The 12,840-nt window shown below is 66.4% G+C and carries 9 protein-coding genes; 2 read left to right on the forward strand and 7 right to left on the reverse strand.

The window, feature by feature from the left end; translation table 11 throughout:
• Positions 1-7 precede the first annotated feature (7 nt).
• Positions 8-703, forward strand: coding sequence for a hydrogen peroxide-dependent heme synthase (gene hemQ / locus BKA16_RS13775; protein WP_183371180.1), 696 nt, complete (start codon positions 8-10; stop codon positions 701-703).
• An 8-nt stretch (positions 704-711) separates the two neighbouring features.
• Here the strand turns inward: hemQ and msrB are convergent, their stop codons facing one another.
• Genes msrB through BKA16_RS13795 form a run of 4 tightly spaced genes read right to left on the reverse strand, consistent with a single transcriptional unit; the run spans position 712 to position 4,790 of the window.
• Entirely contained in the window at positions 712-1,143 is a 432-nt protein-coding gene (gene msrB / locus BKA16_RS13780) for a peptide-methionine (R)-S-oxide reductase MsrB (protein WP_183371181.1), read from the reverse strand.
• Between the two features lie 20 nt (positions 1,144-1,163).
• Complete coding sequence (locus BKA16_RS13785; protein ID WP_183371182.1) at positions 1,164-2,390, reverse strand: glycosyltransferase 87 family protein; 1,227 nt, start codon at positions 2,388-2,390, stop codon at positions 1,164-1,166.
• A 35-nt stretch (positions 2,391-2,425) separates the two neighbouring features.
• Entirely contained in the window at positions 2,426-3,988 is a 1,563-nt protein-coding gene (locus BKA16_RS13790) for an alpha/beta fold hydrolase (protein ID WP_183371183.1), read from the reverse strand.
• Between the two features lie 10 nt (positions 3,989-3,998).
• Positions 3,999-4,790 (reverse strand): dihydrofolate reductase family protein, encoded by a 792-nt coding sequence (locus BKA16_RS13795; protein ID WP_183371184.1) that lies wholly within the window; start codon positions 4,788-4,790, stop codon positions 3,999-4,001.
• Between the two features lie 35 nt (positions 4,791-4,825).
• On the opposite strand from BKA16_RS13795, the gene zapE reads away from it, so the two are divergent.
• Positions 4,826-5,845, forward strand: a complete 1,020-nt coding sequence (gene zapE, locus BKA16_RS13800) for a cell division protein ZapE (RefSeq protein ID WP_183371185.1) — start codon at positions 4,826-4,828, stop codon at positions 5,843-5,845.
• Between the two features lie 16 nt (positions 5,846-5,861).
• Here zapE and BKA16_RS13805 read toward each other — a convergent pair whose 3' ends face one another.
• The 3 genes from BKA16_RS13805 to BKA16_RS13815 all read right to left on the reverse strand — a co-directional run bounded on the left by BKA16_RS13805 (position 5,862) and on the right by BKA16_RS13815 (position 12,770).
• A complete protein-coding gene (locus BKA16_RS13805; RefSeq protein WP_183371186.1) occupies positions 5,862-6,443 on the reverse strand; it encodes a GNAT family N-acetyltransferase in 582 nt (193 codons plus the stop codon).
• Positions 6,444-6,480: 37 nt separating this feature from the next.
• Positions 6,481-9,873: a DUF499 domain-containing protein gene (locus BKA16_RS13810; RefSeq protein ID WP_183371187.1), complete on the reverse strand. Its 3,393-nt coding sequence runs from the start codon at positions 9,871-9,873 to the stop codon at positions 6,481-6,483.
• 122 nt (positions 9,874-9,995) lie between these two features.
• A complete protein-coding gene (locus tag BKA16_RS13815; protein ID WP_183371188.1) occupies positions 9,996-12,770 on the reverse strand; it encodes a DUF1156 domain-containing protein in 2,775 nt (924 codons plus the stop codon).
• Positions 12,771-12,840 lie beyond the last annotated feature (70 nt).

Genomic DNA, 12,840 nt, shown 5'->3' on the forward strand with positions numbered 1-12,840 from the left:
TGGAGGCATGACTCGCCTCGATTACGCAGAAATCAACTCCACGCTCCGCTACCTGATGTTCTCGGTGTTCACCGTTCGCGCGGGCGAACTCCCCGAGGACCGCACCGAGGCCGCCGCCGACTTCGAGCGCTTCCTCGCCGACGTCGAAGAGACGGGCGTCGTGGTGCGCGGCGTGTACGACGTGGCGGGTATGCGCGGCGACGCCGACTTCATGTTCTGGTGGCACGCGGAGACCATCGAGCAGCTGCAGGCCGCGTACTCGACGTTCCGACGCACCACGATCCTCGGCCGTGCGAGCGACCCGTTCTGGAGCGGCGCCGCGCTGCACCGTCCGGCGGAGTTCAACAAGAGCCACATCCCGGCGTTCATGGCCGGTGAGGAGGCGGGCGCCTACATCTGCGTGTACCCGTTCGTCCGCTCGTACGAGTGGTACCTGCTGCCCGACGACGAGCGTCGCAAGATGCTCGCCGACCACGGTATGGCCGCCCGCTCCTACAAGGACGTGCGGGCCAACACCGTGCCCGCGTTCGCGCTCGGCGACTTCGAGTGGATCCTCGCCTTCGAGGCTCCCGAACTCGATCGGATCGTCGACCTGATGCGGGACCTGCGCGCCACCGACGCCCGTATGCACGTCCGCGTCGAGATCCCGTTCTTCACCGGTCCGCGCGTGGAGGCCGCGAAGCTGGTCAACGCCCTGCCGTAGCGTTCCGCTCAGCCCTCGGCCGGCCGCATCGTCAGGCTGATCGAGTTGATGCAGTACCGGAGATCGGTGGGGGTGTCGTAGCCCTCACCGGAGAAGACGTGGCCGAGGTGGCTGTGGCAGTTGGCGCACAGCACCTCGGTGCGTCGCATGCCGAGCGAGTCGTCGACGCGTTCGATCACGGCCTCACCGGCGAGCGGGGTGAAGAACGACGGCCAGCCGCAGTGCGATTCGAACTTGGTCTCACTGCGGAACAGCTCGGCGCCGCATGCGCGGCACGCGTAGACCCCGACGTCGGTGGAGTCGGTGTATTCGCCGGTGAACGGCCGTTCCGTGCCCGCCTGGCGAAGCACCTGGAACTCGGCCGGAGTGAGGCGTTCACGCCACTGCGCGTCGGTGAGCTCGGTGAAGTCTTCGGTTCCGTTCGATGCGTCGTTCGTCATACGTTCCAGAGTAACCGCGGTCAGACGGCGGGTGTCGGCTCCCGGTCGACGACACCGTCCACACCGGGTGCGTCGTCGCGCCGCAGGTCCAGGAACCGGAACAGCAGCGAGCAGAACACGGCGATCATCAGCAGCGACCAGCCCCAGGTGACCTTGCCGTATTCGAGGTAGCGGCCGAACGGCTCCCACTCGGTGGAGTAGAACACGTCGAACGAGAGACATCCGTATGCGCCGAGCCAGGCGGGCCAGTTCCGCACCGCCGATCCCTTGAGGAACACGGTCATCAGCAGCGGGAACAGAAGCATCGAGTAGTAGCCCTGGCCGAGCGATCCGACGAGGAAGAAGGTGCCCAGCAGCACGCCGGACGACGTCGCCAGCCACAGCAGCTCGTCGGTGCGCCGGTAGTGGCGGTACAGGAACCACAGCGAGAACACGGCCATCACCGCGAACGCGATGCGCAGCAGGAGCACGAGCCACCCGTCGATGCCGAAGTACACGCCGTTGCCGGTGATCGAGCTGTTGTAGTAGTCGCGCGACTCGCCGAGGTAGGGGACGGTGCGCTTGACGAAGTCGAGTGGATCGTTCGAGAACGGCCACGCCAGCACGTTCAGGACGAGCGGCACACCGACGGCGGTGATGAGGATCTTCCACTGGCGGTTCAACAGCACCAGGAGGAGCAGGGGTGCGAGGATCGGCTTCACCGCGAACGTCAGACCGATGAACACGCCGGCCCACAGGTCCTGTCGTCTGAGCATCAGCATCATGAACGCGATCATGCCGAGCAGGACGAAGGCGTTGAAGTTGGTGAAGATCAGCGTGTGCGCGACCGTCTCGGTGCTGTAGAACGCGAACACCAGACCCGGGAACACCCAGGAGCGGTGGTCGTAGCCGAACAGCCGGGTCAACAGGTACGCGCACAGGATGAGCACGGCCGCGGACACGCCGATGAAGATCCAGCGCGACGTCTGCGGATCCAACACGGCCAGCGGCGACATCAGGAGCGTGCCCGACGGCGGATACAGGTAGTGCGGGTCGACGGTCTCGTAGTTCTCGTTGTAGACCGCACGCTGGTTCAGGAAGTTGAGCGCCGCGTTGTAGACGGGAGTGAAGTCGTCGGTGCGCGCCCCGTTCACCGCCAGGATCACGGACCTATGCAGGACCATCATGATGCTGATCGGCCACAGGATCATGCGTCCGATACGCGACGGATCGACGCGCGGATACAGGTAACGGTCTACAACGCTCACCCGCGCACAGTACTACACGCGCGCGGGTATCCGGCCTAGGCCGGGCAGGCGCGCGCCGCCGGCGTCCTGAGCGGTTCGGGGCGCAGGTACTCGGCGACGACGTCGGCCGCGCAACCGCTGTGCGCGAGGACCGAGAAGCCGAGGCCGTCCCAGCTGACGGTGGTCGGGACGGCCTTGGTCGCCATCAACGTCGACGTCAGCTGGTCGACCACGTCGCGGCCGTTGAACGGGTCGTTCGCGCCGACCATCACGAGCGGGTTCACGGCCAGCTCGTCCGGTGCGCCGGGCGCGTCCGTGGCGCCCCAGCCGTCGCAGTCGGCGAGGTCCAGGGCGGTCGTCACCGCCGTCGTCGGCGCGTCGCCCGACCAGTCCTTGACGAGCCCGGAGAGTTCATCGAGACCGGGGCGTCCTCGGAGATCGTTGCATCGTCCGACGAGGCGACCGTCGGTTCCGCGGAGACTCTCGGCCGTCGCGACATAGCCGCGCAGGCCGGCGAGATCGCCGTGGTCGGCGTCGTCGATCGCCGCGCCGAGACGTTTGATGCCGTCGGGTGACATGTCGTCGACGGCGATCGCGGTCGTCACCGCGTCGAGCACCTGCTTGTCGGAGAGGCCGGCCAGATCGCCCGAGGCGCCGGCGTCGACGACGCGGCGCAACGACGCGGCCGCGTCCGGGCCCAGGGCGCAGCCCGCGTTCGCGCAGCGTTGCGCGAACGTGTTCAGCGACTCCTCGACGCCGCGTGCCCGCGCGGCGGCAGCCTCCTTCGCGGCGACGTTGTAGCCGACGGGGGAGTCCAGGACCAGGCGTCCGACTTTGTCCGGATGGGCCGCGGCGTACCGCAGGGCGACGGAGGAGCCGTCGCCGACGCCGATGAGTCCGAGTCGGTCGACGCCCCACCGGTCGCGGAGACCTTCGAGGTCGCCCGCCGCGGCGTCGACGGAGAATCCGAGTTGGTTGGGGGAGAGCGTCTCGGTGCACAGATCGGCGCCCGCGCGCGCCGCGGTGCCCACGTCGGTGGCGCGGGCGGCGACGTCGCGACCGGTGGCGGCCGCGTTGGTGCTCAACACCTTGCGCTGTGCGTTGGTGAGGCAGTCGACGCCGCCACCGAGCCCCGTGCCGCGGAAGTCGACGGCGACGATCGGCGCGCTGTCGAGGATCTGTGCGCCGTCACCGCCGGCGAGGGCGAGGAGTGTCCGCGAACTCGGCAGGTCGGTGCCGCTGGTCAGCACGAGCGGCGGCGCGTCCTTCGGGGTGGTGGGTTTGCGGGCGCGGAGCACGCCGATGCGGATGGTGTCGCCGCGGTCGGCGGCCGCGTCGATCGGCATGTCGTAGGTCGCGCAGTCGGCCACGATCCCGTCGGGGACCTCCACGTCGTAGGCCTCCGTCAGCCGGTTGCCGCAGGAACGCCAGTTCAGATCGTGTTCGGGTGCCTGCAGTGTCGGTTGCCGCTGTGCCTGACTGGTGGTGTCCGCCGGATTGTCGCCGCGCACCACATCGGGTCCGGTGTCCGGACCGACCGCGCATCCGGCCGCTACGACGGTGACGGCGGAGGCCGCGAGGACGGCGGCGGACAGTCGTGCGCGGAGCGTGGACGGCATAGTCGCGAGCCTACTGGAGGGCGGGGTCTCCATCGGTGCGCGCGGTCTCCCACAGTTGATACAGGAATCCGTCGTCGTCGCCGACCATCCGCGCGAGACGCAGGGGGTAGGGGAGCCGCTCCGGGATCGGAAGGTTCTGGTCGCGCAATGCGAGCGCGGGCCCGTCCGTGATGCGGGGTGCGTCCCCCAGAGTCAGCGTGGGGCTCACGGTGAGCAGCACCTGGTCGAGGGCGTGGGCCGCGGTGAACGCGGCGAGGAGGGTGGGGCCGCCTTCGAGGTCGATGCGGTGCAGACCGCGGTCGGCGAGTTCGGCGACCAGACGCGCGGGGTCGACCGTGTCGTCACCGCAGTCGATCAGGGTGGCGCCGTCGTCGGTGAGTCGCCGTCGTCGGTCGTCGGGGGCGCTCGTGCAGGTCGCGACGACGACGTTCGAAGCGGACGCGGGGCCGTAGTCGGACGGGATGTCGAGCGTCCGGGACGTCAGTACGAGAGTCGGCGTCGGGGCCTGGCCTGCGAGGCGCCGTCGCCGAGTGCCGTCCGAGTCGAGGGACGGCGCCCGGTAGCCCTCGAGGATCGCGGTGCGGGCTCCGACCACCACGGCGTCGGCGAGGAGCCTCATCGTGTGGAAGATCAGGTGATCGCCGTCGCCGCCGAGCATGCCGGACCGACGTGCGACGGTCGCGGCGCCGTCGACGCTCGCGATCATCGTGGCGCGGACGGTGGGCGCGGTCGACGACGGGAATGAGAAGACGTCGAGCAGGTCGTCGCCTGTGACATCAGTCGCTTTCTCTATGAGGAACATGAATCCATCATGGACCGGCTGGCTACCCTTATCGAATGCTGGCACGACTGAGCGACCGGAACCCCGTTCTTGCACCCGACCAATTGATCGGTGAGATGGTTCCGCCCCGGATGTTCGACGAGGTCAGTTTCGACTCGTACATCCCCGATCCCAACCAGCCGAGCCAGGCGGCGGCGGTGACCGCGGCCCGCAACTTCGTCGCGCGGGCGTCCAAGATCCGTTCGGCCGGTAAGAAGAAGGGCCTGTTCCGCAAGGCCGCGACGCCCGAGGGCATCGGCCTGTATCTCGACGGCGGCTTCGGCGTCGGCAAGACTCACCTGTTGGCCTCGGTGTATCACTCGATGCCGGGCCCCAAGGCGTTCGCGACGTTCGGCGAGGTGACCAACGTGGTCGGCGCTCTCGGCTACATCGACGCCCTCGAACGGCTCTCCGGTCACAGCGTGCTGTGCATCGACGAGTTCGAACTCGACGATCCGGGCGACACCATGGTGGTCTCCCGCCTGCTGACCGAACTGGTGGCGCGCGGAGTGTCGATCGTCGCCACGTCGAACACACTGCCGGGTCAGCTCGGCGAGGGCCGCTTCGCCGCACAGGACTTTCTGCGCGAGATCACGAAGCTCTCGGCGATCTTCGAGACCGTCCGCGTCGACGGTCCCGACTACCGTCACCGCGACCTCCCGCCGGCCCCCGAACCGGCGACCGACGCTCAGCTCGAGGAGCACGCGGCCAACACCGAGGGCGCGACGCTCGACACGTTCGACGACCTCGTCGCGCATCTAGCCAAGTTGCATCCGTCCAAGTACAAGTCGCTCGTCGAGGGGGTGACCCTCGTCTGCATCGAAGGCGTGCGCCCGGCGTCCGACCAGGCCGTCGCCCTGCGCCTGGTGGCCCTGGCCGACCGCCTGTACGACGCCGAGATCCCGGTCAGCGTCTCCGGTGCGAAGCTCGACGAGATCTTCACTCCCGAGATGGTCGCCGGCGGCTACCGCAAGAAGTACCTGCGTGCCACCTCGCGTCTGCTCGCCCTCTCCCGTTTCGCCGAGGCCGACGCATAGGCACCTGTCCGTCGGCTCAGGCCCTCTGACCCATCACATGGTCGTGTTCCACGACGCCGTTCATATCGAACGTCTTGGTTCCGATCTGGGCGAAGCCCATTTTGCGGTAGTACTTCTGCGCGCGCTCGTTCAGTTCGTTGACGCCGAGCCAGATGTATTCGGCGCCGTGGTCGTGCGCCGCGTCGATGCAGGCGCGCATGAGTGCGTGCGCGGGCCTCGTCTCGTTGCGGGACGCGTGGTGGTCGGGGAGCACGTACATCTTCGACACCTCGGCGACCGCGCCGGCCCTCAACGCCTCGGCTCCGCCGTCGGCGGATTCGACTGCGGCGAGCGCGTCGTCGTTGTCGGGTCGGCCGTAGACGAGTAGCGCATAGCCCAGCACGGCACCGGCGCCGTCGCGTACGACGAGGACCTGTTTGGCGGGGTCGGCGATGTAGTCGACGAACCTCTGCGGCGACAGGAGGTTCTCGATGTGCGCGGCGATGTCCTCCGGCTTCGAATGCGGCGGGCAGGCGAGCGGGAAGGTCGTGGCCGCGACCTCGGCGACGGCCGCCGCCTCGGCCGGATCCGTGACGGTCTCGACGATGGGGGAGTTCACGGTTCCATCGTAAGGAGCGGCGCGTGGGCGTCCGCGGTCAGCGTTCCTCGAACTCGGCCTGCTCGAATCCGAGGGTGCGAGCGTTCTCGGACACCGTGCGCCTGGTGCGGTCGTCGAAGCCGCCCGGATTCTCGGCGGTCACTTCGAGTCGAAGCTCCAGGGTGCCGTCGGCGGCGAGATGACTCAGGACCTCGGCGTACAGCTCGGTGAAACTCTTGGCGGGGAAGGTGCCGTCGAGGACGACGGAGCCGAAGAATCGGCGCTTGGCGTCGTCGGCACCGCCGGGCTTGCCCCCACCGGGAGCACTGCCGCCACCGGTGCCGTCACCGCCCGGACCGTCACCGCCCCGCCCTTCGGCGCCCGGTCCGTCGCCGCCCCGGGCCTCTTCGAGCTCCTTCTCTCGCTGCTTGGTCGCCAGATCCGGTTTGACGATGAGAGTCGAGTCGGAGAGGTGGAACGTCACCTGATCGGTCGGCAACGTGAGCCCGCGATACGTACCCGTCTCCTCGTCGTAGCTCTCGGCGAAGGCGAATCCGTAGTGCACCCAGCCGATCGGGTCGTCGATCACCGAGTACAGGCCGTTGATCAGCACTTCACGGTTCTTGAGCCGCGCCAGGTACGGGTAGGTGGCGTAGAACTTCAGCAGCTGACCCACTTCGAGGTGTCCGGAGGTCCAGGCACTGCCGAGTTTGTCGGTCAGGTCGAGTGCGATCGTCGTCGACGCGCGGTTCGTCGCGACGACGTCGCCCAGTTTCGCGCTGGTCCGGGCGAACAGATCGGTGGAGCTGCCGGTCACGACGCTGGTCTCCATCTGGAACGTCGCCTCGCCGTAGGTCTGCTCCGGATACAGCGCCCAGGTGAAGGTCTCGAGGAGACGGGAGCCGACGATGTCGTCGCTCGTTCCGCACCGTTCCTTGGCCTGTCGGGTCTGCTGTCCGCCGAGTCCGAGATCGTCGGCGCTGTCGGCGACGTACTTCCAGGCGAGGTAGTTGCGGACGGCGTCGTCGAGGTCGCCGATGCGCTTCTCTTCGGCGGCGAGGAAGACGACGGAGTTCTTGTAGGTGCGGTTGGCGGTGCCGCGGTGGGCGATGAGATCACTCGCCCACGGTCCGGCCGTCAACTGGCCGCTGCGTGCGGTGTGGGTGTACTGCGGCGGGACCACGACGAGTCGCGCGTCGGTCTCGTCGGGGACGTCGGCGGAGTCGGGGAACACGTGGATCCCGGTGAACACCTGGTCGGAGGTGGATTTACGGGCCAGCGTCAGGCGACGCTCCACCTCCGCCCAGACGTCAGCTTGAGGGAGCCCCTGCGCGTGGTCGCGCGCGGCGCGGTTGATGTTGGCCTGCGTGTCGTACCAGTAGCGAGACGCCTCGGTGTAGAGGTACGTCGACCCGTTGGCCAGCGTGTCGAGCCCGGAATGGAAGTTGCCGGGGACGTCGCCCGGCAGCGCCGTACCGAGAAAGATCCGCGCCTTCTCGGCACCCTTGTGCGCACTGTGCAGGCCGGGTGTCGCAGCCATGAACACCGACTGGGCCAGACGCTGGGCCACACCGCGCTTGCCGAACAGCTCGTTGTTCTTGTCGACGTTGAACGGGACCGATTCGGTTCCTGCGACGTCGGTCGTGATGATCGCCTTGAACTCGTCGCCGAGGTACTTGGTGATCTCCGAGACCACGTCGGCGTCGCCGAGCGGGACGGTGCCGGGCATGATCAGCGCATTCGGATCCTGTGTGCGCCAGAGGGTTCCGACCACCCTGTTCATCAACTGCAGGACGCCTCGGGTGCGCTGGAAGCGGTCCAGGGTCGACCAGTCCTGGTAGAGGCGGTCGAACAGTTCCGGGTGGATCGGATACGACTGTTTGATGCGGTCGAGGTAGTCGCCGTCGCGCACCTCCGGTGGGAAGTCGGTGTGGTGCTTGCGGTAGAAGTCGACCGTCAGCTTGGCGACGTTGTTGATGGTCGCGGTGGCCGCCGCGTCGGGCGCGGTGAAGATGCGTCGACGGACGATCTCGAAGCTTTCGTGCGCGTTGGCGGGCTGCCACTGGTCGGCGGTGCGTCCGACGACGTTCTTGAGGCGGACGAGCGCTTCGCGCCCGTACTCGCCGCCGACCTCCTCGTCGTTGACGTCGTCCTCGCCGTCGGCCGCATTGGCCGAGGCGGGAATCGAGATGACCACCTGGATGCCGGGAGTGGCTCGGGCGGCTTCAGTGAGGGTCTGGGCGAAGGTGAACTGGGTGTCGAAGTCGCCGGCGGGAAGGCCCGTCGCGTTGACCAGCTGGCGGGCGTAGGCGACCCATTCGTCGATCAGGATCACGGCGGGGGAGTACGCCTCGAACAGTTCGCGGAGCGACGATCCCGGGTTGGTGGAGGTCCGGTCGGCGTCGGCGACGATCTCGTAGGCGTCCTGTCCGCCGAGCTGCCAGGCGAGCTCGCCCCACATGGTGCGGATGCGGGGGCGCGAACCCTCGTCGTTCTCTCGGCCGGGGACCATCTGGTTGCCGACGAGCGCGACCCGGCGAACACCGTTTGGAAGCATCTCCAATGGTTTCGCGAGCGGCCCCACCTCGTCGCCGAAATCGGAGGCGGACGGACCGTTCTTGGTGATGGACGCGAGGTGCCACAGTGCGAGCATCGAGTGCGTCTTACCGCCGCCGAAGTTGGTCTGCAGGTTCACGACCGGCGATGCGTTCTCGTCGCCGGTGAGCCGTGCGACGTTGCGGGTGATGAGGTCGCGCAGCCCCTCGGTCAGGTAGGTGCGGCCGAAGAACTCGGCGGGGTCGGTGTACTCGGTCTTGTGACGACCGCTCTTGTTGGCGACCGTGTAGAGGTCGGCGGCGAACTCCGCGGCGTTGAACTGGTCGCTCTGGATGTCCGGATGCGGGCTGATCACCTCGCGCCACGAGGGCAGGTTGTCCGAGCCCGCTTGGAGGCTCGGCTGCTTGCGGGCGGCGCGGTCGTCGGCCTGGCGCGCTCCGATGGCGCGGACGTCGTCGCGGAGCTTGGCCACCTCGGCGGCTTCGGTCGGCGCGCCGATCGCCAGGAGGAAGCGGTGGCACGTGTCGAGTTCGTAGCTGGCGTCGTCGTTGGAGAACGACTCGTGGTGCGCCAATCGGTTACGCATGTCGATGAGCTGGGTCGCCAGGCTCTGCTGGGACCGGCTGAGTCGTTTGCCGACCGGGTCCCACCCGCGCCTGAACTTGTACGGAACAGAGTCGGTGATCATCCGAAGACTGTCGTAAGGGTCGTCGGAGCTGTACTTCTTGTCGGGGTGCGCGTTGGCCGACTTCACCGCGCGCAGGACGTCGATCCACTCGCCGTTGATGCCCTGGGCAGGCATGTCGGCGGTGACGGTCTCGTCGAGGAACCGATTCATGGCCGGTCCGAGAAGTTCGAATGCCGAGTGGATCCGATCCCGATTGCTGACAGCCACGATTCCTCCGTTCTGAACGCACACTGATGTGTGCAATTAGAACGGAGGATATCGAAAGACTGTGACAGAGAAGATCATCAGGGTCGAATGTGTGGCTTCTGACGGGTTGGGTGGAATGCGGTTTACGTCAACATGCCCTGCACACCGCCCGCCGTTCGGGCCTGGCGTGCGATGTCGTGCCAGGCCGCACCGAGTCCGTTGAAGCTGTTCGCGAGCGCGGTCGACTTCCGGTCCTCGGCGAGCTTGAACAGGAGCGAAGCCAGTTCGCGGCACAGATCCGGGTCGATCGACTCGGGGACGCGGGCGAGGATGCTCGCCGCGGCTGGGATACCGTCGGCGTCAAGTGCCCGGATGAGGTGCATCACGACCTCCCACTCGCTGATCGAGGCGTCGGTCGACGGATCGTAGTCGGACGGAAGGTCGTCCGGCGCGATCAGCGCGAGCTTGCCGCCGCCCTTGGTGAGGATGCCGGAGCGTTCGAGGGCGTCGAGGGAGATTCCGCGGGCGTTGGCGAGCGACTCGGCGTCGCCGAACGTTCCCGTCTCGAATCCGGTCTGACGGAACCAGGTGAGCGCGAAGCGAGTCGGTGCGTCGAAGTCCGCTTCCAGCTCGCCGAGGACCTCGTCGAGGATCACGTTGATCCGTTCGAGTGCGGTCCTGACGGTCATCTTCTGTCCGGAGTCCTCGAGGACCGCGCTGTACTCGGAGAAGATCGCCATCCCCGGTCCGATCGCTGCTTGCGGCAAGTCGACCGGTGCGATCGCACCCTGCTGCAGTTCGCGGAGCTTCGTCGGCAGTTCGGCGCGGAGGCGGGACAGGAATCCCCGTCGGTCGATGCGGGGAGCGGTCTCGGGACGAGGACGGAGGGCCAGAACGATGGAGGACGCGAGGGCGTTGGTGCCGACGCTGAGCATACGGCCGCTCCTCTCGGAGCGCATCGGCCAGGTGGCGGTGATCTGCCAGCCGGACGTGATCATTCCTTCGAGGAGAGTTTCCCAGCCCGTAGATGCTTGGCCAGAGATCTCCGCATCCTGCTGTTTGAATGCGTAATACACGGCAATCGGGAACTCGGAATAGGCGCTATTTCGTGCGTGCCGGAACACCTCGCGGAAACCGTCCTCGAAGAACTCATGCGCACCGTCCTTTCCGCCGTGACGGTACGGATTGGCGACGAGTTCCTCGGCTTTAGGAACGAGCATCGTCGAAAGAATCGAAGGGTGGACGTCCCTGAGGGCGCGTCTGAGCCACACATAGAAGAAGTCGGCTAGGTCGGAGTAGCCGATGTTGTCGTAATAGGGAGGATCCGTGGAAATGAGCGCGCGAGTATCGGCACGCACAACTGCGTCAGCCTGACTTGCGGTCGCTGCGACGTTTCCCGGTGCGGCGTCCAGTGCCTTTGATACTGCAGTGAGCATCCGATCAAAAGACCCAGATGAGTCCGCAAACAGATTCCCTTCGGCATGGTCCCAGCACATAGGGATTGCCTGACGCGCGAAGAGATTGCGAAGAATTTCCATTTGTGGATTACTTGCCCAGGTAGTCAAAGCGGATTGATAGTCCGTCAGTCGACTAATCGTGACGCCGAGGTACGTGACGACTGCGTCGGCGTACGCATCAGCTCCGACACCACCGTCATCTAGCCTCGTCCCAGTCTCGATCCCGGCAGCCCGCGCGTCACGAACAACAAGTTCTCGCGCTTCGCCGACGAGGTCGCTGAACGTTGTCAGTGCGGTGAGCTGACGTGGAGTGAACAGGGACGCGAAGGTCTTCATGCCGTAGATTCGGGTGTTGAAGTTTCTTGGATTGTCGAATATCTCCCCGGCGGGGACGCTACCAGGAACTGGCATTCGTGCCAGATCCTCATGGGTCGAGGACGCATCGAGATAGATTCGTCGGCGGTGTCCTTCTGCGACCGTGGCGATCAATTGGTCGCCGAGTCTGCCTGCGCGGCCTTCGCTTCTGATGTAGTCGAACTTGACCGCGGTTCCGCATCGTACGCATGTGGCCCCATTACGATTGACGGTCCCGTCAGTCTCCTTGGTCGGAGCCCCGGCAGGATCATGCCCGATCTCGTACCGAACACTCTTCCCCTCGACTACCGGAACTACGAACGCCTCCTTCCCCTTCTTCTTGCCGAGCCACCATGACCGAACAAGCGGCATGCCGATCTGGCATTCAGGGTTCGGGCACGTCACGGTGCGAGCCCAGATCCATGCGATGACCGTTGCCTCTGATCCGTCGGGGAGTGTCGCCTTCGGGTATAGGTGTCCAATTCGCTTCTCGGCCTTATCGCGCATCCATTGCCCGTAACGTCGGACGTCTTCAGCGAGACCTGTCGCACGCGGCCAGTCCTGAATCGTCTCGTCGGCTGCACCGGGGAACACTGGTGGCTGTCCGGCGAACTTCGGCGGGATCTCGATCAGTGCTTTGTTGATCAGGACTGCGACAGGATTCAGATCAGACGCGTGGGCTTCCAAACCGAGTCGCTGTGCCTCCAAGGGAATCGTGCCGCCGCCGGCGAACGGATCGAGGATCGGCGGCGGGTTCCCATCTGTCGACTCAAGGATCTTCCGATGTGCTTCCGCGAGAAGCTTTTCGTCGTTCGAGTTCTCCCAGACCACCAGGCGCTCCATGAGATCGAACAGCCGCTTCCGTTCGGCGTTCTGCTCGGCGTCGGTAGGGTAGAGGTCGGGGCGCGAACCCGGATCATCGACCAGTTGAGCAAACAAGACCGCGCGGGCGGCAGCGAGTGGGCGTCGCGCCCACCACAGGTGCAGCGTCGATGGGTGGCCGTGGCGGATGGACTTCTCACGCGCCGACTCCTCATTGATCTTCTGCAGTGGGATGCTGACCTCGATCAGTTTGCGGCGTTCTGCGGGCGGTACGGGGCTCGACACGTTGTTCCTCAGTTCCAGACTCGAGATTGAAGTGAACAGGTCAGCCTATATGCACACCATTGTGTGCAAT

The sequence above is a fragment of the Gordonia humi genome (assembly GCF_014197435.1).
GTDB classification, from domain to species: domain Bacteria; phylum Actinomycetota; class Actinomycetes; order Mycobacteriales; family Mycobacteriaceae; genus Gordonia; species Gordonia humi.